The sequence below is a fragment of the Enterobacter sp. ECC-249 genome, from assembly GCF_043965265.1.
Lineage (GTDB): Bacteria > Pseudomonadota > Gammaproteobacteria > Enterobacterales > Enterobacteriaceae > Enterobacter > Enterobacter quasiroggenkampii.
Map to the genome: position 1 here is coordinate 3,569,151 of NZ_CP143660.1, position 23,014 is coordinate 3,592,164.

The 23,014-nt window shown below is 55.1% G+C and carries 19 protein-coding genes; 2 read left to right on the forward strand and 17 right to left on the reverse strand.

Annotated elements, in window-relative coordinates; genetic code table 11:
* The 13 genes from wcaI to V1587_RS17150 all read right to left on the reverse strand — a co-directional run bounded on the left by wcaI (window position 1) and on the right by V1587_RS17150 (window position 12,792).
* Entirely contained in the window at window positions 1-1,224 is a 1,224-nt protein-coding gene (wcaI, locus tag V1587_RS17090) for a colanic acid biosynthesis fucosyltransferase WcaI (protein ID WP_371897236.1), read from the reverse strand.
* Window positions 1,221-1,700, reverse strand: coding sequence for a GDP-mannose mannosyl hydrolase (locus V1587_RS17095; protein ID WP_126330696.1), 480 nt, complete (start codon window positions 1,698-1,700; stop codon window positions 1,221-1,223). The genes wcaI and V1587_RS17095 overlap by 4 nt, the downstream gene beginning before the upstream one ends.
* A gap of 2 nt (window positions 1,701-1,702) precedes the next feature.
* Complete coding sequence (locus tag V1587_RS17100; RefSeq protein ID WP_032642824.1) at window positions 1,703-2,668, reverse strand: GDP-L-fucose synthase; 966 nt, start codon at window positions 2,666-2,668, stop codon at window positions 1,703-1,705.
* A gap of 2 nt (window positions 2,669-2,670) precedes the next feature.
* Window positions 2,671-3,792, reverse strand: a complete 1,122-nt coding sequence (gene gmd, locus V1587_RS17105; RefSeq protein ID WP_014884502.1) for a GDP-mannose 4,6-dehydratase — start codon at window positions 3,790-3,792, stop codon at window positions 2,671-2,673.
* A 24-nt stretch (window positions 3,793-3,816) separates the two neighbouring features.
* The gene (wcaF, locus tag V1587_RS17110; protein ID WP_371897237.1) at window positions 3,817-4,365 is read right to left on the reverse strand and encodes a colanic acid biosynthesis acetyltransferase WcaF; all 549 of its coding nucleotides are present in this window, start codon (window positions 4,363-4,365) and stop codon (window positions 3,817-3,819) included.
* Between the two features lie 15 nt (window positions 4,366-4,380).
* Window positions 4,381-5,127 (reverse strand): colanic acid biosynthesis glycosyltransferase WcaE, encoded by a 747-nt coding sequence (wcaE, locus tag V1587_RS17115; RefSeq protein WP_371897238.1) that lies wholly within the window; start codon window positions 5,125-5,127, stop codon window positions 4,381-4,383.
* Window positions 5,128-5,143: 16 nt separating this feature from the next.
* Entirely contained in the window at window positions 5,144-6,364 is a 1,221-nt protein-coding gene (gene wcaD / locus V1587_RS17120; RefSeq protein WP_045908624.1) for a colanic acid polymerase WcaD, read from the reverse strand.
* Window positions 6,339-7,556 carry a colanic acid biosynthesis glycosyltransferase WcaC gene (gene wcaC / locus V1587_RS17125; protein WP_371897239.1) on the reverse strand — a complete coding sequence of 406 codons (1,218 nt, stop codon included), beginning with the start codon at window positions 7,554-7,556 and terminating at the stop codon, window positions 6,339-6,341. Before wcaC ends, wcaD begins: the two co-directional genes overlap by 26 nt.
* A complete protein-coding gene (gene wcaB / locus V1587_RS17130; RefSeq protein ID WP_023312402.1) occupies window positions 7,553-8,044 on the reverse strand; it encodes a colanic acid biosynthesis acetyltransferase WcaB in 492 nt (163 codons plus the stop codon). The genes wcaC and wcaB overlap by 4 nt, the downstream gene beginning before the upstream one ends.
* The gene (gene wcaA / locus V1587_RS17135; RefSeq protein WP_371897240.1) at window positions 8,044-8,886 is read right to left on the reverse strand and encodes a colanic acid biosynthesis glycosyltransferase WcaA; all 843 of its coding nucleotides are present in this window, start codon (window positions 8,884-8,886) and stop codon (window positions 8,044-8,046) included. Before wcaA ends, wcaB begins: the two co-directional genes overlap by 1 nt.
* 151 nt (window positions 8,887-9,037) lie before the next feature.
* Entirely contained in the window at window positions 9,038-11,200 is a 2,163-nt protein-coding gene (wzc, locus tag V1587_RS17140) for a tyrosine-protein kinase Wzc (RefSeq protein ID WP_371897241.1), read from the reverse strand.
* Between the two features lie 2 nt (window positions 11,201-11,202).
* Window positions 11,203-11,646: a low molecular weight protein-tyrosine-phosphatase Wzb gene (wzb, locus tag V1587_RS17145; protein WP_371897242.1), complete on the reverse strand. Its 444-nt coding sequence runs from the start codon at window positions 11,644-11,646 to the stop codon at window positions 11,203-11,205.
* A gap of 6 nt (window positions 11,647-11,652) precedes the next feature.
* Window positions 11,653-12,792, reverse strand: coding sequence for a polysaccharide export protein (locus V1587_RS17150; RefSeq protein WP_014170829.1), 1,140 nt, complete (start codon window positions 12,790-12,792; stop codon window positions 11,653-11,655).
* Window positions 12,793-13,485: 693 nt separating this feature from the next.
* On the opposite strand from V1587_RS17150, the gene V1587_RS17155 reads away from it, so the two are divergent.
* The gene (locus V1587_RS17155; RefSeq protein WP_023312406.1) at window positions 13,486-15,069 is read left to right on the forward strand and encodes a TerC family protein; all 1,584 of its coding nucleotides are present in this window, start codon (window positions 13,486-13,488) and stop codon (window positions 15,067-15,069) included.
* A 127-nt stretch (window positions 15,070-15,196) separates the two neighbouring features.
* On the opposite strand, the gene asmA is transcribed toward V1587_RS17155, so the two are convergent.
* The 3 genes from asmA to udk form a co-directional block, all read right to left on the reverse strand.
* Window positions 15,197-17,047 (reverse strand): outer membrane assembly protein AsmA, encoded by a 1,851-nt coding sequence (asmA, locus tag V1587_RS17160; protein ID WP_371897243.1) that lies wholly within the window; start codon window positions 17,045-17,047, stop codon window positions 15,197-15,199.
* Between the two features lie 22 nt (window positions 17,048-17,069).
* Window positions 17,070-17,651 (reverse strand): dCTP deaminase, encoded by a 582-nt coding sequence (gene dcd / locus V1587_RS17165; protein WP_024908111.1) that lies wholly within the window; start codon window positions 17,649-17,651, stop codon window positions 17,070-17,072.
* Between the two features lie 91 nt (window positions 17,652-17,742).
* Window positions 17,743-18,384 carry a uridine kinase gene (udk, locus tag V1587_RS17170; RefSeq protein ID WP_008500855.1) on the reverse strand — a complete coding sequence of 214 codons (642 nt, stop codon included), beginning with the start codon at window positions 18,382-18,384 and terminating at the stop codon, window positions 17,743-17,745.
* A gap of 343 nt (window positions 18,385-18,727) precedes the next feature.
* On the opposite strand from udk, the gene V1587_RS17175 reads away from it, so the two are divergent.
* The gene (locus V1587_RS17175; protein ID WP_371897244.1) at window positions 18,728-22,057 is read left to right on the forward strand and encodes a diguanylate cyclase; all 3,330 of its coding nucleotides are present in this window, start codon (window positions 18,728-18,730) and stop codon (window positions 22,055-22,057) included.
* On the opposite strand, the gene alkA is transcribed toward V1587_RS17175, so the two are convergent.
* Complete coding sequence (gene alkA / locus V1587_RS17180; protein WP_371897245.1) at window positions 22,016-22,894, reverse strand: DNA-3-methyladenine glycosylase 2; 879 nt, start codon at window positions 22,892-22,894, stop codon at window positions 22,016-22,018. The genes V1587_RS17175 and alkA overlap by 42 nt on opposite strands.
* Window positions 22,895-23,014 lie beyond the last annotated feature (120 nt).

Genomic DNA, 23,014 nt, shown 5'->3' on the forward strand with positions numbered 1-23,014 from the left:
TTATCCCCGTATATCTGCAATAAATTGGCTCAGCACGTTCTCTTTCTCGAGCGTGCGTTCGGCATATTCACGTGCCACCGTGTTCACTTTTGGCATGGCAAGCGCTTGCTCAATTCCGGACACCAGCGCCGGGACCGATTCCGGCTCCACGCACACGGCAATTCCCGGATAGCTGTCGCACAGCTGGCCTAATTCTGTTTCGGCTTCTGCCGTAATCACCGCGTTGCCGCCCACTGCCAGAATGTTGGTCAGCTTGGACGGCAGCACCGCATCCGCGGCGCCGCGTTTTTGCACCACCAGATGGCAGTCGCCCATCTTCAGCAGCGCAGGCAATGCCTCGTAAGACTGAAGCGGGTAAAATTTCACGTTGGTCAGGCCGCGCTCGCTGACCATTTTCTCCAGCCGCGCTTTTCCACCGCCCTGCCCGACAATCACAAACATCCATGGATGTTCGTTCAGCAGTTGAGCCGCCTCGATCACGCTCTCCAGCCCCTGCTTTTCGCCGATGTTGCCTGAGTAAAGAATGATTTTTTGATCTTCAGGCAAACCGAGCTGCGCGCGCAGCGCCTGAGCGTCTTGCTCTGTCACGTCGCGAAAACGCGCCACTTCGGACCAGTTCGGAAAGAAGATCACCTTCTCTGCCGGGACGCCCTTTTCCTGCGCCTTGTTCATCATCGAGCGCGAGATAGTCGAAACATAATCCACGTTGTGTAAGCCGCTGCGCTCAAACGCGCTGGCGAGCTTCGCTACCTTGCCGCCCTTGCTTTTGCCTGCCATCCCCAGGCCCAGCATGGCGTCAACTTCATAATCCTGAATGTGCAGCAGGGTGCGCGCGCCGGAGAGTTTGCCCAGCAGGCGCATGCCCGGCGTGCAAAACAGCGTCGGCACCACGCCGATAATGCGATCCGGCTTCCAGCGACGCTGCGCCATCAGCGGGAAGAAACTGCTCAGGGCAAAGCTGCCGAGATGAATCAACCGCTTAAGCGTTGAGGGCTGCTTAGGCACATACAGCGGGCAGCGCCAGACGGTCGCTGCACCCTCTTCGCGACGGTAGCGCCAGCTTGAGTAGCGCTCCCCGACTTTCCACTCCGGGTAGTACGGCGGCGCGGTAATGACCCGCACGTCATGTCCCTGGCTCGCCATCCACTCGACCATCTCGCCGGTGTATTTCCCGATGCCGGTTAATTCCGGCGAGTAGTTGATTCCGTACACTAAAATTTTCATAAGCCCGGCACTCCGGACTGACGATCGGCCAGGAAATAGGCACGACTGTTGTCATGCACATTGTCGCTGGCAAGCAGCGCCTCTGGCGTCTGCCAGCGGTAGTCGTCATGCTGAGAATCAGGCAGACGCAGGTCTGCCTCACTCACCTTCAGGCGGAACCCCAGCACGATGTAGTGCGTGGTGAACCCGGTGCCTGAAAAGTTATCGTCATAGAAGTGCTGCCAGACCCCGTAAAACTGGCCCGCTGCCATCGGCAGCTGCAGACCCAGTTCCGCCAGAGTGAGACGCTCAAACGCATCGGTAAGCGTCTCATCCTTTTGAACGCGCCCGCCGGGCACGAACCAGAAGCCCTGCGCAGGACGGTTGGTTCGTTTCCCCAGCAAGAACTCGCCGCGTTCGTTCTCCACGATCAAATCAATCGAGATGAGCGGAGTGGAACGCACTACCGTGGCAAAATCTTCCTGACTTAAAAACATCGTTACCCCCGGAAGCGGTGCTGGTTTTCCAGGAACCACTGGTAGGTGCTTGCCAGCCCTTGCTCCAGTGACACCTCGTGATACCAGCCCAGCTGATGCAGACGGGTCACGTCCAGCAGCTTGCGCGGCGTGCCGTCCGGTTTCGTGGCATCAAACACCACGCGGCCTTTGTAGCCCACCACCTGCGCGATGGTTTGCGCCAGCTCGCGAATGGTGCAGTCCACGCCGGTACCCACGTTAATGTGCGACAGCATCGGCTCGGTATTCTCCTGCCACACTTCGCGATCCAGCTCCATCACGTGAATGCTGGCCGCAGCCATGTCATCCACGTGCAGGAATTCACGCATCGGCGTACCGCTGCCCCACACCACCACGTCCGGCGCGTTCTCGGCGGTTGCCTCGTGGAAACGACGCAGCAGCGCCGGGATCACATGCGAGTTGCTCGGGTGGAAGTTGTCGTGAGGTCCATACAGGTTGGTCGGCATCACCGAGCGATAGTCGCGGTTGTACTGACGGTTGTAAGACTCACACAGCTTGATCCCGGCAATCTTGGCAATGGCGTACGGCTCGTTGGTCGCTTCAAGCGTGCCCTGCAGCAGCTCGCTTTCGGCGATCGGCTGTTTCGCCATTTTCGGGTAAATACAGGATGAGCCCAGGAACAGCAGCTTGTTCACGTTGTGCAGATGCGCCGCGTGAATGATGTTGCTCTCGATCATCATGTTTTCGTAGATGAAATCCGCCGGGTAGGTGTTGTTAGCGACAATGCCGCCCACCTTTGCCGCGGCCAGATACACCTGGTCAATGCGTTCGTTAGCAAAGAAGTCCTGTACCGCACGGCTGTCGAGCAGGTTCAGTTCGTCGCGCGAACGGACAACCACTTCGACGTCACCGCGCTGCTCCAGCTGGCGAACAATCGCGGAACCCACCATTCCGCGATGACCGGCGACAAAAATACGTTGTTTTGTCATTCTCAGGACTCCAGCGCGATGGCAACCTCGTAGCCATGAGACTTGAGCAGGGAGTGTTTTTTCGCTGCTTCAAGATCTTTGGCTACCATCTCGGAAACCATCTCCTGCAGAGTGATTTCTGGTTTCCAGCCCAGCTTCTCGTGCGCTTTGGTTGGGTCGCCCAGCAGGGTTTCCACTTCAGCAGGACGGAAGTAGCGCGGGTCAACCTGCACAATCACGTCGCCTGGCTTCACGCCCGGAGCGTCGTGGCCGGTTACGGAAACCACGATACCTTTCTCTTCCACGCCGGTACCTTCGAAGCGCAGCTTGATGCCCAGCTGTGCCGCGGCCATTTCAACGAACTGACGTACGGAGTACTGCACGCCGGTCGCAATCACGAAGTCTTCCGGCTGTTCCTGCTGCAGCATCATCCACTGCATTTTTACGTAGTCTTTGGCATGGCCCCAGTCACGCAGGGAATCCATGTTGCCGAGGTGCAGGCAAGACTCCAGACCCTGCGCAATATTGGCGATAGCGCGGGTAATTTTGCGGGTCACGAAGGTTTCGCCGCGACGTGGAGATTCGTGGTTGAACAGAATGCCGTTACAGGCGTACATGCCGTAGGATTCACGGTAGTTCACGGTGATCCAGTAAGCGTACAGTTTTGCTACCGCATACGGAGAACGCGGGTAGAACGGCGTGGTCTCTTTCTGTGGGATTTCCTGCACCAGACCGTACAGCTCTGAGGTAGACGCCTGGTAGAAGCGCGTTTTCTTCTCAAGGCCCAGGAAGCGGATCGCTTCCAGCAGACGCAGCGTACCCATGGCATCAACGTCAGCGGTGTATTCCGGGGACTCGAAGGAAACCGCTACGTGGCTCATCGCGCCCAGGTTGTACACTTCATCCGGCTGCACTTCCTGCAGGATACGGGTCAGGTTGGAGGTATCGGTCAGGTCGCCGTAGTGCAGGTGGAATTTCGGGTTCGCCGCGTGAGGATCCTGATAGATATGATCCACACGTTCGGTGTTGAAAGAAGACGCACGACGTTTAATACCGTGTACTTCATAACCTTTTTCCAGCAGGAACTCTGCCAGGTAAGAACCATCCTGCCCGGTAACGCCGGTGATGAGAGCGACTTTAGACATGTTTATATTCCTCTACTTATGAATTTAATCAGTTTCAACGCGTTCGCGTATCACCACTGCGGGGTTGCCACGGCAAATTTTATTTGCCGGTAGCGATTTAAAAACGCTGCTGCGGGCACCAACTACCGTGCCATCGCCAACAGAAACACCCGGTGCAACAAAAACATCCGTTGCCAGCCAGCATTTTTCACCAATCACAACAGGCGAAGCGGTAATATCAAAATGCTGACTCATAAAATCGTGGCTACCGGTACACAAATAACATTTCTGTGAAACAACCGAGTTTGCGCCAATCGTTATTTCGCCAAGGGTATATAACACCGCGTCATCCCCAACCCATGCATAATCCCCCAGCGTTAATTTCCACGGATAGGTAATTTTCACAGAAGGTCGGATGACTACGTTTTTTCCTATTTTTGCGCCAAACAGGCGCAATAAAAAAGCTCGCCAGCGGTACAGTATTTGCGGCGACCAGGCAAATAAGGTTGCCTGAACGGCCCACCACAGCTGTACCTTAATACCGTTCCCGCCCCGAAAACCTTTCGGCACGGAGAAACCTTTTAAATCCTGCATTGCGTTTCCTTATATTCAGGCTTTGTTATATAAGGTTTTCGTTTTACCTGTGGTACGCAGGCGCAATAAATAAGACAATTCCGCCCACAATCCCGGCACGCGTAATATTTTACGCTGTACGTTTTTGGCATCCTGGCACAATTCCAGATTATTAGACGTTGACACGCCGCCCATTGAGAATTCAGATACCAGCCCTTTAATTCGACGGAACGGGTAACCTGATTTATACAGGCTGGCCGCCAGTGCATAATCCGAAGACACTTTATACTGCAAATCGTAAGGCTGTTTTTTCAGACCTTTTACCGGGAAGAAAATGGCCTGATGGCTGGCCGGCAAGCTGTGATAGATATACCAGCCCGGCTTCGCGCTGCGACACACTTTATGTCCGTCGCCAAAATCGAGCAGCGCATCGCCAATATACATGGCGTCCTCTTTCTGGCGAGCCAGCTGACGGGCAAATAGCGCCACGTCATCATGGAAAATGTCGCCCGAGTTCAGGAAGATGGCATAACGGCCTTGCGCCATGTTAATGCCTTTATTCATTGCATCGTAGATGCCTTTATCTTTCTCGCTGATGTAGCGTAAGTTGAACTCACCGTTGAGTTTTTCCAGAAACTCCGCCGTGCCATCGTTCGAGCCGCCGTCGACCACAATCCACTCAAAGGTGAGGCTTGGATCGCGCGCCAGGTTGCGCAGCGAGCGCCAGGTTTTTACCACCCCTTCGTAATTACGAAAAGCGACAGTAATGACGCTAAGAAACATAAATCACCTCATTTCGTCATACGTTCGTAATATTAAGCGCTTTGCGCAGAATAAACGGACAGACAATCAAGAAAGCATATTCCGGGCTAAATATTGACCCGGTAAAAAACAGCGACACCGGAGTAAAAAGATAAAGCTGAACGCGAAAGTTCTGGTTATCACCAAACGCGTTAATCATCATTTTGAAAACTTTAAACAGATACCACAGGGTCAACAGTACGGCGAACCACGAAAAATAAATAATTAACAGATACAGACCATTGTCTATGGTTTTACCGACATCCGCACCGTTAAAGATTCCGAATGATGCAACATATTCGTAAAGTGAGCCGAATCTTACTACCCCATCAATGTGGGTTAAGGAATAACCCACCATCACCAGTGGCCCAATGATGCGATAATAGGACGAAGACCCTTCCGTTCCCAAATCACCCAGACGTTCTGAGATGTACGGGAAGGCAAATATCACGCCTACCATAAATACCGTCAGGGAGATAATCGCCAGCGGCAGTTTTTTCTTAATCGCATCTTTGTTCAGGTACTGGAACGCCCACTCCAGCAGGTAAAACAGGATAAATGTCATTACCCCTGAGAACGATCCAGACAGAACAATTCCTGCAAGAATCATAGCATCGGTCTTAGGCGTTTTGATACCAAACTGTTTGATGCTGAGCCAAATTGAGATTAACGCCAGAGCGAAAAACGCCGGTTCAAAATAGAGGGCCGTAGTACGCTTCCCGCCAAACTTGATGAAGTTCAATACATAGCTGTTGCTGTAAATGAGATATTTCGAAATTATCTCCATCAGGCTGCTGCCGCCGGTAAGAATAATTTGCGCCATCTCCATGGCAGCAAGCATAACAATTAACGCAACGGCAATATAAAAGAACCTGAGGATTTTCCGATAATTGTGCGGAGAAATCGTTTTGAAGCGAATACTCCAGACCATTCCGATAATAATAACAATATAAACAAACAGCATGGTCGAGGTGACGTATTTACTGGCATCCAGCGACTGGCCAAAGATGTAGTTAAACAGCGTCAGGCCCGTGCCCAGCCCCAGGGCAATCATCAGCTTCTTCAGGTTGATTTTATCGACATACAGCAGAAGCAGAACGGGCAAGAAGGTGACGATGGTTATCGGGAAGCTTTCGCCAAGCTGGGCAATTTTGACGTTGACCAGCAGATAAATCAGCGGCAGCAGCAGATAACTACAGATTCTGATAGAACGAGACATATTCCTCCAGCATCTGTTGTCCACTGTAGGCCTTGCGGCTGCGGTTGCGGAACGATTCCAGGTCAGTGCCAAAAACGGCCTGAGCAATTTGCGCCTTCGGCAGCTGCACCAGCGGCAGGACCTCCTGCTCCGCAAAAGTTTTCCCGCCGGACTTTTCCAGCACTTCGCGGGCCGCATCGCTGTGGGTAGCAATCACCGGCACGCCGATAGAGAGCGCTTCGCAGAGGATCAGCGGGTAGTTATCCACGCGGGAGCTGAACACCAGCGCGTCCATTTCATTCAGCGCGCTCATCAGCTTGCGCTTGTCTGTCTCAAACCCATGGTTCACCACGTTGGCCCCTTCGAACGGTGAAAACTTGCCGAAGGTATGAAGCTCTATCTTGTCACCCAGCGCCATTATGTCGCGCACCAGCTGCTGGTTGGTTTTACCGTCGTAGCGCAGGTCATGCGCAACGATAGCGATTTTCGGTTTGCCCGCGGTTTCCGCCACCGGGGTCAGCTCGGCAAGAATGGCTTCCGTCGCCACGTCGATCCCGTTGTTGATAATCTGACAGCGCCCTGCCCCGTAAAGGCTGTTGAAGGCATCGGCTACGTGCTGGCTCGGGGAGATAAACGTACAGCCGAGCGAGAGCATGTCGCGGAACAGCTGGCGCTTTCCGGCCACCAGCTGATGCGCGCGATCCACCTTCACCGGCGGGTAGTTGCTTAACGTCGGGCACTTCTGGCAGTTATCTTTCCAGCCTTCGCAGCCGTCGGTAAACGCGCAGCGGCCCGTCACGCTCCAGTGATCGTGCAGCGTCCAGACGAAACGGGTGTCGGGCTTGTGGGCCTGTACCTTCTGACAAAAGGCCACCACCTCTTCCAGATTCAGCCAGTAGCTGTGCAGCACGTGAAAATGCAGCACAACCGGGCCGGTAGTGCGGGTCACCGTGCGGTAAAGCGTGTTCAGGTTGCCAAACAGATCGCGGTTAAACAGACGGAAAAGCGCAATGTTGGCAATCGAGGTCAGACGCGGCGTGTGCTTATGCACCTGCGGAAAATTATCGTGGCTGACGCTTTTCTTGCCGCCTTTGCCGTAGCCGTAGATAAAACGAGACTGGAGTCCTTTTTGCAGCGCGCGCTGGTGTAGATCCAGGGCTACGCCCGCCGCTCCGCCTTCTGCGAGGCGTACGTTAAATTGCAGAATGTTCATTTAATCACCTTCACGCGGGCTTTTTCTCCCACCACCAGCGCGTTATCCGGAATGCTGTCCAGCACCACGCTGCCCGCACCAATCGTGACGTTGTTACCAATCGTGATGTCACCAATAATCACCACGTTCGCCCCCAGCTCGACGTTATTGCCGATGACCGGGCAGGCCAGGCTGTCAGGGCCGCGGTTGCCAATGGTGACCGCATGACGAATGGTGAAATCATCCCCGGCGACCACGAACTTATTGATCACCACCGCATAGCCGTGATGGATGGTAAAGCGGCGGCCAATTGTGGCAGCGGCCTGGATTTCATAGCCGAAAAAGCATTCGGTGATGATGCGGTACAGCACCAGCACGGGTGCCGCCCAGATGTTGTTCAGGACATTTTTTTTACGCCACACCGAGCAAAAATGCGCGATGCGGTACGCCAGAACCATGCAGCACGGACGCAGGCTCCAGCTGTTAGCGCGGCAATCTTCCAGAAACATTATTTCCCCCGAAGTCCATCAGCCAGGCGCTTGCCGTTACGCACGGAAAACAGCGTCAGCAGCGTGCGCCAGTTCATGCGCTTATTGCGGATCTGATAGAGGGTAAAGAGCTGATATTTACGGCTGGCACGGTCAAACTTGTCCTTGTGCTTGCGGTAAAAATGGAAGTAGCCGGAGAATTTTTTCGGCGAGGAGGTGATTTGCATCTCCCCGTGGTTGATGTGCAGGATCTGCGTGGCCTCTTCCACTTTCCACGGTTCGCCGTATTCCACCACCATGCGCAGGAAGATATCGTAATCCTGCGCGGCCTTCAGTTCGGTATCGAACAGGCACTCTTTGAAACGCCACGCCCAGGTGAAGACCTGGTTACCAATAATGTTGCGCTTGTAGAACAGGCGGCGAGAGTACGGTGATTTCGGGTACAGCGGCAGACTGGCGGGCTGCGAGTAAACCTCGCCCTGGCAGACATAGTCGTTGGCATACAGGAAAGCGTGCGTAACCAGCTGCTCTTTATGCGACAGGAAGACTGACAGGCGATTCGGCGTCCATTCGTCGTCGTCGTCGATGCCGGTCAGAAACTGCCCTTTGGCCTGCATAATCGCCTGATTACGCACCGCACAGGCGCCGGAGTTAATGGCGTTGTGCGTATAGACCACCCGCGGGTCGTTGAGGTCAGTCACAAACTTTTGCAGCTGTTCATACGAGGAAGAGCAGTCATCAACGATGATCAGCTCCCAGTTATCGTAATCCTGACGTAACACCGACTTTATTGCGCGGATCGCCAGCTGCTGACGATTCCATGTCGGCATATAGATTGAAACTAAAGGGCGTTGTGTGGTCATTTTTTCCCCTCACCCCGGCCCTCTCCCCAAAGGGGAGAGGGTGAAAGGCAGCCAGTGGTTATCATTACGTTTGTCCCCCAAATCCAGCACCGAACAGTCCCCTCTCCCCTTTGGGGAGAGGGTTAGGGTGAGGGGTGTTGGGGGTGTTTTTTTATTTACTGTCAGACTTGTATTCGTATTCGTAATAGCCGTAATCCTGGTACCCGGTCGCGCGGCGGAAGATGGAGTTCAGGATCACCCCTTTCACCTCAATCCCGTTCTGCTCGAAGCGGCTCAGGCTGGTTTCCACCTCTTTCAGGGTGTTCACCGCGTAACGCGCTACCATCAGCGTGGTGCCAGCGTGGCGGCCAACAACCGCTGCGTCGGTCACGGCCAGAATTGGCGGCGTATCGATCAGCACCAGGTCGTAGTTTTTACTCGCCCACTCCACCAGCTCGGTAAAGCGTTCGCTCATCAGCAGCTCGGACGGGTTAGGCGGCACCTGACCGCGTGGGATCAGGTCAAATTTCGGCACCGTTGTAGGTTTCGCGCTCTGGCTAATGTCACCTTTGCCGAGCAGGATTTCCGACAGACCGTTAACGTTGTTGGTGCCCAGCAGTTCGTGGGTATAGCCCTTACGCATATCGCAGTCGATCAGCAGCACGCGCTTGTTGGTCTGGCTGACCACCGCCGCCAGGTTGGCGCAGACGAAGGTTTTACCGATTGACGGACTCACGCCGGTCAACATCAGGACGTTATTTTTGGCCTGCAACATGGCGAAGTGCAGACTGGTACGCAGGCTACGGATCGCTTCGATGGCGAGGTCGGTCGGGTTACCCACCGCCAGAAGCTGGCTCTGTTTGTAACGCTTGACGCCCTTGATGGTTTTGACGCGGTCACGGGATTTTTGCCACTCAGACAGCGGAATGCTGGCATAGACGTTGATACCGCTCTCTTCCAGCACCTGCGGGCTTTCGATACCGCGGTTGAACAGCGAACGCAGCAGCACGCCCACGATGGAGAGCATCAGGCCGAGAATAATGCTGCCGAGAATGATCAGCGCTTTCTTCGGCTTCAGTACGCCAGGCTGGGTAATAGCCGGGTCGACGATGCGCACGTCACCGACGGTACTGGCTTCGGTGATTTTCAGCTCCTGCTGCTTGTTCAGCAGCTGCATGTAAACCTGCTGTCCGGACTCCACGTCGCGGGTCAGACGCACGATCTCCTGCTGCGTTTTCGGCATCGCGGTCACGCGGTCATTGAGCTTCGCCTTCTCCTCTTCCAGCGTGCGGCGTTTCTCCAGCAGCGTGCGGTAGGCTGGGTGACGCTTGGTATAAAGCTTGGAAATCTCCGCCTCTTTGAAGGTCAGCTCGTTGAGCTGCGCATCAATGTTGACCATCGAATCGAGGACCGATTTCGCCTCCAGCGGCAGGTCAACGGAGTCTTTATCCTGACGATAGGCGTTCAGCTTGTTCTCGGCATCATCCAGACGGCCGCGCACTTCCGGGAGCTGTTTCGCGAGGAAGGCCAGGCTTTTCGCCGCTTCCGCCGACTTACGCTCAACGTTCTGCTCAAGATAGTTGCGGGTAATGCTGTTCAGGATGTCGCGGATTTGATCTTTATCTTCACCGGTAAAGGTCATGCTCAGCACGCCGGTGTCCTTACCGTTTTCGGTGACGGTCAGGTTGTTCTGCAGATTGTTGATCATCCCCAGCGTGGAGAATTTGGTAACGGTGAATTCACCGCCCTCCTGGGCGTTAATCGCGCTGACCATCATGCTGACGCCGTCTTTGGTCAGCATCTGCCCCACTTCGCCGCGGGCGCTAAAACCCGCGTCGCTGGTTAGCTGGTACTGTTTCGGGCCCAGCACCGTCAGGGTAAACGTCTGATCGGCAGCCCCTTTCGGCAGCACGAAGTCAGTCACTTTCACCGTGTCGTTGCTTCGCCCCATCAGACGATCCCAGCCGGCACCAAAGACTGGGAAGGTATTTTTGGTGACGGAGATATCGAGCCCGAGGTCGTGAACCGTTTTACCCAGCACCAGGCGTGACTGGATGAGCTGAATTTCGGCGTCGGATGCCGGCGGCTTGTTCGCCAGCGCGGAGCCAATGTCCTGCACCAGAGAGTTGCCGGTATTCTGCTCGATTTGCACCAGCGCGTCGGCACTGTAGATAGGGGTGGCGAACAGCGTATAGACGACGGCCGCCGCCGCGAACACGGCGGTAATGCCCAGCACCCACCATTTTGCCTCTACAACAGTGCCGACCAGGCGCCCAATATCAATTTCATCACTGCCCGAAGTCGGGGCGGCGGAAGGTCTTGTTTTTTCTGTCATTGTTATCCCTGCTGAACTTTCAGTGCCTGCGCCCACTGTTGGGCAGACTGGTCAAGTAAGGTGTAAACCGCCTCAAAGGCCTCATGGCTTTTGCGATACGGATCGGGGATTTCACGTTCATTGTCCCAGTGACCAAACAGCATCACCTTGCCGCGCATCTCCGGAGCGATATCGCACAGCGCATGAATATGGCGTTTTTCCATCGCCAGGATCAGGTCATACTCCCGGCACATGCGGCCAGTGACCTGGCGAGCCACGTGGCCGTCGAGAGAGAGGTGATGATCCCGCGCCACGCTCGTTGCGCGCTCATCGGCACCTTTACCGACCAGTGCACCCAGCCCTGCCGAATCAACGGTCAGCTCGGGCTGGTAGTGTTTCAACAACCGTTCAGCCGTAGGGGAACGGCAAATGTTCCCCACGCATACCACCAGAATTTTGTTAAACATCGCGGATTACCAGGTATGAATGTCGCGCGCCGTATCCGTCATGTAGCGAACGCCACTGATGGTTGGCAGCAACTGGTTGATCAGACGGTTCCAGCGGGCAACCGGCGCGGTGGTGACATACACCACATCGTATGGCTGGAGGCGGAACTCCGTTGCCATCACCAGAGAGGTCGCATCGGACATATCCAGCTGGTAGATGTTGGCAATCTTGCCTTTCGCACTGCCCTCACCTTTCAGCGGACGGATAACGAAGATACCGGTCGCGTTAGAGGTCGTCAGATCGATACCCTCAGCATTGCCCAGCGCTTCGGTCAGCGTCATACCGCTGAAGTCCATTTTGAGGGTGCTCTGTTTCTTCACTTCACCCATCACGAAGACTTTCAGATCGTCATTGCGCGGCACGTAGAGAATGTCGCCCGGATAGAGCAGGCGGTTCTGGGTAAGATCGCCGTTTTGCATCAGCGCCTGCAGAGAAATGCGCTGCTCCTTCCCGTTGTGGGTCAGTACGACGTTGCGCCAGTCGGCACCGTCGGTTAACCCGCCCGCAGCGTTAATGGCATCCAGTACTGTCAGAGGAACGTTGGTGATGGCCTGCTGGCCGGATTTGTTCACCTGGCCGGAGATATAGGCTTTTTGCGAGCGGAATGCGGCGATATTAACGTCCACCTGCGGATCGGCGATGTACTGCGCTAAGCGGCCGGTAATATCACTACGGATCTCGGCAAGCGTTTTCCCTGCAACATGCACTTTACCAATATAGGGATAGAACATGGTGCCATCTGACTGCACCCAGTTACCGGTGTCGCTTGAGCTGCGGTACTGACCCGCTGGCGTGGTCAGTTCGGGGTGGTCCCAGACGGTCACGTTGATCACGTCACCCGGACCCACGCGGTACTGGTAGGACGCAATTTCCTGGTCCAGCGACATATTCGGCTGGGCAACATTCGGACGTGGACGTAATTGTTCGACCAGTCGAGGCGTAAGTGGATAAACATTCACCATTTTGTCGAGATCAAAATCGGCATCCTGTTGCTTGATCACATCCTTACCCATTGTAGACATATTGCTGCCGGGAAAGACCGTGCAACCACTCATCAAGGTCACAGACACCAATAATGGCATCAATTTCATTTTGGATTTCATCATTGATTATTTATCACTTTGGCAGAGTAATTATCCTGTGCAATTTAAATAAGCTCGAGTCGTATTGGGTTTCAGCATGCAGTTAATCAAATAGAAATATAACTGGCATCAGTCCTAAAAAAAGCTTATTCATCCATTGGCTATTGACAGAATAATCGAGGCTGATTCACACGCTTTCAGGCACGCTACCGCCCTTGGCTTTCAGTTACCAATCCACTGACTAAACAATGTGTTATGGATAGACACCCTCTTGAGCAAGGTCTTCTGGAAATATATCAGTCGCTTGAGAAACCCGACGGATAATGAATAACCATCTCCTGAAGACCGAACATTAATAGCAACACCGAGATTTAACATTTGATGCTGGGAGAATTGTTGCAGCTAACCTAATAGCAGGCAAGGAGACAACTGTCCTAATATCGGTTTTTAAGATTAATATTAAGAGCAAATTTTTGACCTTTTAGGATTTTCTTTATATTGACAAAGTGAGAGTAAAAAATAGCGCCTGCGATATATCCTAAAATGCTATCTCTGCAATTAAATATTCGCATTTCGCTTATTTACACATTATTGAGAATGCTCTCTTTTTTAACCGCCGTATTAAGAGAAATCTCAGCCCGGCATTGCAATTTCCCCCAGCTTTATCCATGATCGAAGTGTGACATTCGTCATATAACAGAAGGTATTGCTATTACTATGGAATGGATTGCCGATCCCTCAATCTGGGCCGGGCTGGTTACGCTGGTCGTCATCGAGCTGGTGCTCGGGATTGATAATCTGGTTTTTATCGCCATCCTTGCTGAAAAACTGCCGCCTTCCCAGCGCGACCGCGCGCGCGTGACGGGCCTGCTGCTGGCGATGGTGATGCGGTTGCTGCTGCTGGCCTCTATCTCCTGGCTGGTGACGCTCACTCAGCCTTTGTTCTCCATTCACGGCCTGAGCTTTAGCGCCCGCGATCTGATCATGCTCTTCGGCGGGTTGTTCCTGCTATTCAAAGCCACGGTGGAGCTCAACGAGCGGCTGGAGGGCAAAGACAGCGAGAACCCAACCCAGCGGCGCGGAGCGAAATTCTGGCCGGTAGTGGCGCAAATCGTGGTGCTGGATGCGGTCTTCTCCCTTGACTCGGTGATCACCGCCGTCGGAATGGTGGACCACCTTGCGGTAATGATGGCCGCGGTGATTATTGCCATCACGCTGATGGTAATGGCCAGCAAGGCGCTGACCCGCTTTGTAAACAGTCACCCTACCATCGTGATCCTCTGTCTGAGCTTCCTGCTGATGATTGGCTTTAGCCTGGTGGCCGACGGTTTTGGCTTCCATATTCCGAAAGGCTACCTGTACGCCGCCATCGGATTCTCCGTCATGATTGAAGCGCTCAACCAGCTGGCGATATTTAACCGCCGCCGCTTCCTGTCCGCGAATCAAACCCTTCGTCAGCGCACGGCCGACACGGTTATGCGCCTGCTAAGCGGTAAGAAAGAGGATGCGGAGCTGGACGCGGAATCCTCCGCCATGCTGGCCGACCACAGCGACGGGCTGATCTTTGATCCGCAGGAACGACGGATGATCGAGCGGGTGCTCAATCTGAATCAGCGGACGGTCAGCAGCATCATGACCTCGCGGCATGACATTGAGCATATCGACCTGACGGCACCGGAAGAGCACATTCGCGCCCTGCTGGATAAAAACCAGCACACCCGCGTGGTAGTAACCGGCGGTGAAGAGGAAGAGGAGCTGCTGGGCGTGGTGCACGTTATTGACCTGCTCCAGCAGCAGCTTCACGGCGAGGCGCTCAACCTGCGCGTACTGGTGCGCCAGCCGCTGGTTTTCCCTGAGGGGCTGCCGCTGCTTTCCGCCCTTGAGCAATTCCGTAACGCGCGTACGCACTTTGCCTTTGTGGTGGATGAGTTTGGTTCGGTGGAAGGGCTGGTCACGCTGAGCGACGTAATGGAAACCATCGCCGGTAATTTGCCTAACGAGGTGGATGAGATTGATGCCCGCCATGATATTCAGAAAAACGCAGACGGTTCGTGGACGGCTAACGGCCATATGCCGCTGGAAGACCTGGTGCAATACGTGCCGCTGCCGCTGGATGAAAAACGGGAATATCACACTATTGCCGGTCTGCTGATGGAGTATTTACAGCGTATCCCGCAGCCGGGAGAAGAGGTTCAGGTAGGCGACTATCTGCTCAAAACGCTGCAGATTGAAAATCATCGCGTGCAGAAGGTTCAGCTCATCCCGCTGCGGGATGAGGAAGAACTGGATTTTGAGGTGTAAAAAAGCCGGGTGGCGCTGCGCTTACCCGGCCTACGACATCAGATTTTTGTTGGCCGCCCACCCGGTACAATGGCGTCAGGCTTTTGTAGGCCGGGTAAGGCGGAGCCGCCACCCGGCACAACGAACGTCAAAGCTTATCCAACAGCTTCTTCATATCCTTGCCGTCCTGTGAATCTTTATTGCGATCCGCCCAGCCGCTAAGCCGACGTTTCGCTTCATCCTGCAGATGCTTGCGCAGGATCTGATCCACCTCCAGGCTGTAATTCAGGGCCTGCCATTTGCCGTATACGGTCAGCGGGACCGGCGTCTCTTTCAGGAAGTCGATGAGCTTGCTTTCTCCCTGCCAGCCGGAAAGTACGCGCACGTTAAAGCGCGTGTCCGCCGTCTCTTTCACCAGATCCAGCTTACCTTCACCGGTCATTGATAACAGTGAAGAGGCACCCTGCATACCGTCGAGCGTGAGTTGCCCGTTGTCCAGCGTCAGGTCCGTGGTGAAGCTGTCGAGGCGCGTGGCGCTATCGTAGTTATCCTGGACCTTCACATCGCTGCTGCGCTCAACCGCCTGCTGCACCAGCTGCTGGAAGTTAAGCCCTTCCATGCGGGAATTTTTCAGATCAAGATGCGCCTGTCCCTGCCACTCGCGGCGGAAAGCAGCGGCATCAATTTTCGTGCCTGAGAAGTCACCCGCGAGGGTTAACTGCCCCGTCAGGGATATCGGGTAGTTAAACGCTTTCAGGATAGTGCCTATCTCAACGTTGTCGAGACGCGGCTGGAATTCGGCGCTGGCAACGTCTTTACGGACGTCCAGCGTGCCGGGCAGCGAGAGATTCCCTGCGCCCATCTTCCCGCTCAGATCGGAGATCACCAGCAAACCGTTATGGTTAAACATCTGGCTGCTCACGTCGGTAAAATCAATACCGCGCCAGCGCAGGCTATTGGCTTTCAGCAGAATATCCGCTGTGAATCCGCGCAGAGCGTTATAGTCAGGTTGATCGAGATTAGACGAGATAACCGGACGTGAGATCGGCGCCTGACTTTGCCCCGTCTGCGTGGCATCGCTGTCCGTGGCGCTGGCCGGCAGAGGCGGCAGCAGGTTTTCCAGATTGAGCTTGTCAAACTGTAAATTCAGCACCCACTTTGGCTTCTCTTCGAGCGTGACGCTTGCCTGCCCCTTGAGGCTACTGTCATTTGCCTGCAGGTTGAGGTTATCCAGCTCCAGCTGCTTTTGCTCTTCGCGCCACACGGCCTGCAGCGTTCCCTGCCCGGCGATCCCCTGGTTGGGAAGATCTGCCCCCGTCAGCTGCCAGTTCAGCTGCTGGATGTCGGCCGTAAGCTGATGCGGATAGTCTGAAGCGTTGACGCTGGCATTTAACGACAGGGTCAAATCGCGCTGATCGCGGTTCACGCGCCCGCTAAACTCCAGCGACGCTAAATGGTGTGCATCCTGTTCCATCTGCAGGTTAATGTTGCGAACGGTCACCTGCTCCTGGTGCTCATGCTGGAAAACCAACACGCTATCGGCAACTTTCAGCTTGCCAATATCAAAGGACCAGCCGGTATCGGACGGCTCATCAGGAAGGGTATTTTCGCGCGGCGCAACCGGCGCATTGGCATCACGCACGGCTTCGGTTTGCGGAGTAAGCTGGATCACCGCGCCCTTCAGCATCACCTGCTTAACCTGCAGCTGATGGGAAATGAGCGGGATTAACGCCACATCAAGGCGCATGTTGTCTGCGGACACCAGCGGCTGGGACGCCCCCGGTGCCGTGAGCGACATGCGGCCAGAGAGAATGCTGAGCTGCGGCCAGACGTGCCAGCGCAGTGGCCCGTCAAGATTCAGTTGATAACCACTGCGCGCCTCGACCTGCCGCACCATGTAAGCGCGGAAATCGTTGGGGTTAACCAGCAGAACCAACGCCGAAAGGCCAGCCACCAGCACCACCAGCAAAATCATCAGCGTTGTCAGAACTCTTCTCATGGCATCCTCAATGGGCTAACGATCAGTCTTTATCAATACGGCTGGCAACCGCGCCCTGCTGGTCGCGATATTTTGCGTCCTGCCGACGGTTGTAAGGACGATCTGCCGGGCCTGACAGCGGTTCAAAGCTCAACGCGCCGATCATCATGCCCGGGCGCAGCGCCAGCGGCAGTTTACCGGCATTAAAGAATTCCAGCACGATACGCCCCGACCAGCCTGGATCGATACGGTGCGCGGTCACGTGTACCATCAGTCCCAGTCGCGCCAGCGAAGAGCGGCCATCAAGCCAGCCGACCAGGTCCGCAGGCAGGGTGACGGATTCAAACGTTACCGCCAGCGCCAGTTCACCCGGATGCAGATAAAAGGCTTCGCCATCGTCGATAACGATTTCGTCACTCATCACGCGATCGAGGGCGGCGCTGACTTCGTCCTTCGGCCCGCTGAGGTCAATGAACGGTGCGGTATGGCCGCTAAAGGTGCGGAATTTATTCCCCAACCGGACGTCAACGGTCACCCCATTGATACGCTCAACAGGTGGACGTGGGGTTATAGACAAACGGCCTTCATCCAGCCAGGCTTCTATATCGCGATCACAAAGACGCATGCCTCTTTCTCCTTTCATGCATCGTACCCTGAGTCGGTAAGCGCTCAGGGTAAAACCAGGTTATCTCTGAACGGTACACAATTCACGCGGCTTATTCAAAAAACTGGCTGATTTTCGCTTTTAAGATATCAATCGCAATGCGGTTTTTACCCCCGCGCGGCACGATGATATCGGCGTATTGTTTGGAGGGTTCAATAAACTGCAGGAACATCGGGCGGACCGTTTTCTGGTATTGCGCCATCACGGAGTCCATTGAACGGCCACGTTCATTAACGTCACGCTTGATGCGGCGCATCAGGCAGATATCCAGCGGGGTATCGACGAAAATCGAGAAGTTCATGGATTCACGCAGACGGGCGTCGGTCAGCAGCAGGATGCCTTCAAGGATAATGACCTTTTTCGGCTCGATGCGGATGGTTTCCTGCGTGCGGGTGTGTTCTACGTAACTGTAAACGGGCAGCTCAATCGCCTGGCCGCTCTTAAGCGCTTCTAAATGCTGGAACAGCAGGCTGTGATCCATTGCATTTGGGTGGTCATAGTTGGTTTTGACGCGCTCTTCCATCGACAGATGGGATTGATCTTTGTAATAGCTGTCTTCGGGAATGACGCCGATATGCTCATCACCTACTTGTTCACGCAGTTCGCGATAAAGCGTACTGGCAATTAGACTTTTACCTGAAGCCGATGCGCCGGCGATGCCTATAATGACGCACTGATGAGACTTATCAGTCATAAATTTAGCGACCTGATTAACCTGGATGTTAAGGAAGGACGACGCCGGAGCGTCAAACGCGGCAATTATAGGGATTTCGCGGGCGTGATACCAGTCGAAAGCACAGGTTCTGCGAGACTGGCCGAAAAGTAGCGCTTTAATCCCTGAGTGAAATTTAAATGAACGTTTTTTCAGCGTTTAACCGTTTTTTTTCACAGAGCCTCTATTTAATAAGTCTGTGGTGTCAAATTCTGAGCGGTCACCATATGAATTGTAAATTGTTTGTACTAGCATAAACCAAATTATCAAATTCACGCGTTCGGACATCTTCCCTGACGGCATGGCGTCTCTGGATAAAGCGGTAATGAATAAACAATACCAGCGGGTTTTGGTTACCACCCCACATCCTTTAATACGACTTGTCTGTCTGGGCCTGGTCACCTTTATCTTTACCTTATTTTCGCTGGAGCTCACCCGGTTCGGCACCCTGCTTGCCCCGCTCTGGTTCCCCACCGCGATTATGATGGTGGCGTTTTACCGTCATGCCGGAAAAATGTGGCCAGGAATCGCCCTGGCCTGCTCGTTCGGCAATGTTCTGGCCTCGTGGATGCTGTTTTCGTGGGGGTCGGTCAGCCTCATCTACCCTTCTATCAACGTCATTGAGGCCGCAATCGGCGCGCTGTTCCTGCGCAAATGGCTCCCGTGGTATAACCCGCTGCAGAATCTGAACGACTGGATCCGCGTGGCCGTCGGCAGCGCGCTGGTGCCGCCGCTGGCAGGCGGTATTCTGGTGTCTCTGCTGGCACCGGGCCCTGAGCCCCTGCGTAATTTCTTCGTCTGGGTATTGTCAGAAGCGATTGGCGCGCTGGCGCTGGTGCCGCTAGGGCTGTTGTTTAAGCCGCATTATCTGCTACGCCACCGTGACCCGAGACTGCTGCTGGAAACGCTGGCCACGCTGGCCGTGACGCTGGCCCTCAGCTGGGCAGCCATCACCTGGCTGCCGTGGCCCTTCACCTGCGTGATCGTTCTGCTGATGTGGAGCGCCGTGCGCCTGCCGCGGATGGAAGCGTTCATGGTGTTTCTGGTCACCGTGATGGTGGTGTCGCTGATGATTGCCCGCAACCCTCTGGCGCTGACCACCCAGCACGCCGGGCCGATGCTGAACGCCCCGTGGCTACCGTTCCTGATGTTGCTCCTGCCTGCTAACGTGATGACCATGGTGATGTACGCCTTCCGCGCCGAGCGCAAACACATCACCGAAAGCGAAGAGCGTTTTCGTAACGCAATGGAATATTCTGCCATCGGTATGGCGCTGGTCAGCATCGAAGGAAAATGGCTTCAGGCGAACAAGGCGCTGTGCAATTTCCTCGGCTACAGCCAGACGGAGCTCCAGTCGCTGACCTTCCAGCAGCTCACCTGGCCGGAAGATCTGAATACCGACCTGGAGCAGCTCGAACAGCTCATTAACGGCGACATCAATACCTATACCCTCGAGAAGCGCTATTACACGCGCGATGGAGAAGTGGTCTGGGCGCTGCTTGCCGTCTCCGTGGTGCGCCATGCCGACGGCTCGCCGCTCTATTTTATCGCCCAGATTGAAGACATTAACGATCTAAAGCAGACCGAGTGGGTCAATAAACGTCTGATGGAGCGCATCACCCTGGCAAACGAAGCAGGGGGCATCGGCATCTGGGAGTGGGATCTGGAACCCGACATTATCAGCTGGGATAAGCGGATGTTTGAGCTGTATGAAATTCCGCCGCACATCAAGCCCACCTGGCAGCTCTGGCACGACACGATGCTGCCGGAAGATCGCGCCCACGCAGAGCAGGTACTGCGGGACTCTCTGATTTCCCGCCTGCCGTTTAAGCTGGAATTCCGCATTCGCGTGAAGGAAGGCGTGCGTCATATTCGCTCCCTGGCGAACCGGGTGCTCAATAAGCAGGGGGAAGTCGAACGGCTGCTCGGCATCAACATGGACATGACCGAGGTTAAGCAGCTTAACGAGGCGCTTTTCCAGGAAAAAGAGCGTCTGCACATTACCCTCGACTCCATCGGTGAAGCAGTGCTGTGCACCGATATCAACATGAACGTCACCTTTATGAACCCGGTCGCCGAGAAAATGAGCGGCTGGCTGCAGACCGAAGCTATTGGTCAGCCGATCCTGAAGGTGTTACACATCACCTTTGGTGAAAAAGGGCCGCTGATGGAGAATATTCACAGCGGCGATATGTCCCGTTCCGATATTGATCAGGACGTGGTGCTGAACTGCCGTACCGGCGGCAATTTTGATATTCACTACAGCATTACGCCGCTCAGCACGCTGGATGGACAGAATATCGGCTCGGTGATCGTAATTCAGGACGTGACCGAATCGCGCAAAATGCTGCGTCAGCTGAGCTACAGCGCCTCCCACGATGCCCTGACCCATCTGGCAAACCGGGTCAGCTTCGAAAACCATCTTAAACGGCTCCTGCAGACCGTTCGCGAAACGCGCCAGCGTCATGCTCTGGTGTTTATCGACCTCGATCGCTTCAAAGCCGTCAACGATACGGCTGGCCACGCGGCGGGCGATGCCCTGCTGCGGGAACTCGCCTCCCTGATGTTGACCATGCTCCGCTCCAGCGACGTGCTGGCACGTCTGGGCGGGGACGAATTCGGATTACTGTTACCGGACTGCAATATTGAAAGCGCGCGCTATATCGCCGGGCGCCTGATTCACACGATCAATGACTATCACTTTATGTGGGAAGGCCGTCTGCACCGGATCGGCGCCAGCGCCGGCATCACGCTGATTGATGAAAATAACCATCAGGCGTCGGAGATCATGTCCCAGGCGGACATTGCCTGTTACGCCTCGAAAAACAGCGGGCGCGGCATGGTGACGGTTTACGAACCCCAGCAGGAGCGGGATCACAACACGCGCAGCATGATGTCGCTTGATGAACAGTGGCACATGATTAAAGACAATCATCTGATGATGATTGCCCGCAGCGTCGCCTCTCCGCGCATCCCGGAAAGCAGTAATTTCTGGCTGCTGTCGTTACGCCTGTGGACCAGCCAGGGCGAAGTTCAGGAAGAGCATGCCTTCCGCTCGGGCCTGGCGGAGCCTGAGCTTCTGCATGCCCTCGACAGACGGATCTTTAGCGAGTTTTTCCGCACCTCAGCCGCACAGATCGCCAGTAAAGGCATGGGCGTGGCGCTGCCGCTTTCTGAAGCCGGTTTAGCCAGCGTGACGCTGGTGGATGAACTGCTCGACCTGCTGGATAAAAGCCCGATGCCGGGCCGTCTGCTGCATCTGGTTATCTCTGCCGATGTGGTGTGCAGCCCGGAAAAGAACCTGCATCGGGGTCTGCAAAAGCTCCGTCAGGCGGGCTGCCGCGTGATCTTCAGCCAGGTGGGACGCGATATGAACGTCTTTACCCACCTGACCGCGAATATGGCCGACTATCTGATGCTGGATGCGGAGGTGGTCACCAACGTATACGGCAATCTGATGGATGAGATGATGGTGACCATTATTCAGGGCCACGCCCAGCGACTGGGCATGAAAACTATCGCAGGTCCCTGCAACCAGCCCATCATGATGGATACGCTCTCCGGTATCGGCATCGATTTTATCTTTGGTGATACCATCGCCGAGCCGCAGCCATTAGATCTTCTTCTCAACACCAGTTATTTCGCGATCAACTGACGGTGCCCAGCCGTCGGTATACCAGATATGCAGCAGCGCGTAGGAGCGCCACGGCTTCCAGCGTTCGGCATAGCGACGAATTTGTGCGGGCGTCATTCCGGCGAAGCGTTGTTTAATCAGGTAATCATCCGGCAGAAACACATCTTTCGCCTGCCAGCCGCGCAGGGCCAGGTAGTTTGCCGTCCAGCGCCCTATTCCCGGCCGCTGCTGTAGCGCCTTCATCCCCTCTTCTATATTCGCGGGTGGGAAAAGCGGAAACGTTCCGTCGATAACCGACTGCGCCAGGTGAATCAGCGACTCAGCGCGCTTTACCGGCATGCCCAATGCTTTCAGCGCCAGCGGGTCCGCTGCCGCCAGCGCCTGCGGCGTGGGGAAGCAGAGATAGCCCGGACAATCCGCCACGGGTTCACCGCATAGCGCCACCACGCGCGACGCCAGCTTCGCCGCCATCGCCACGCTCACCAGCTGCCCGAGAATCGCCCGGACGCCCTGCTCGTAGGCATCCATCGCTCCCGGCAAACGCAAGCCTGGGCGGGCAGCACCGAGATCGCCCAGCGTCTCCGCGATGTGCTGCGGATTGCAGGCAAGATCGAACAGGCGTTCGATGCGTTTAAGGCACGGCTGTGCAACCGGAATTAACCCCGGACTGAGGGTCACGGTCAGCGTCTGTGTTGCGATATCCGGCGTCACGCGGAAAATCCCCTGATGCCCCTCGCAGGCAAAACTGCGCTCGTAGTAGTCGTGAGTGACGGTTTCAATGCCCGTTACCGCACGCGCGCCAAGAAAGCCAAACATCCACTGCCAGTCGTAAGGGGGAAGCCAGTTGAGGGTGTACATCGTCTCTCCTTTTGGGTTCTTCACAGCATAAACGGAAAGGTCCTGTTTCGCCTTGCTTTCATATTCCTGTTGTCGCCATGCGGACATTTCGTTAAAGTCTCGCCCCTTCTCACCGGCATG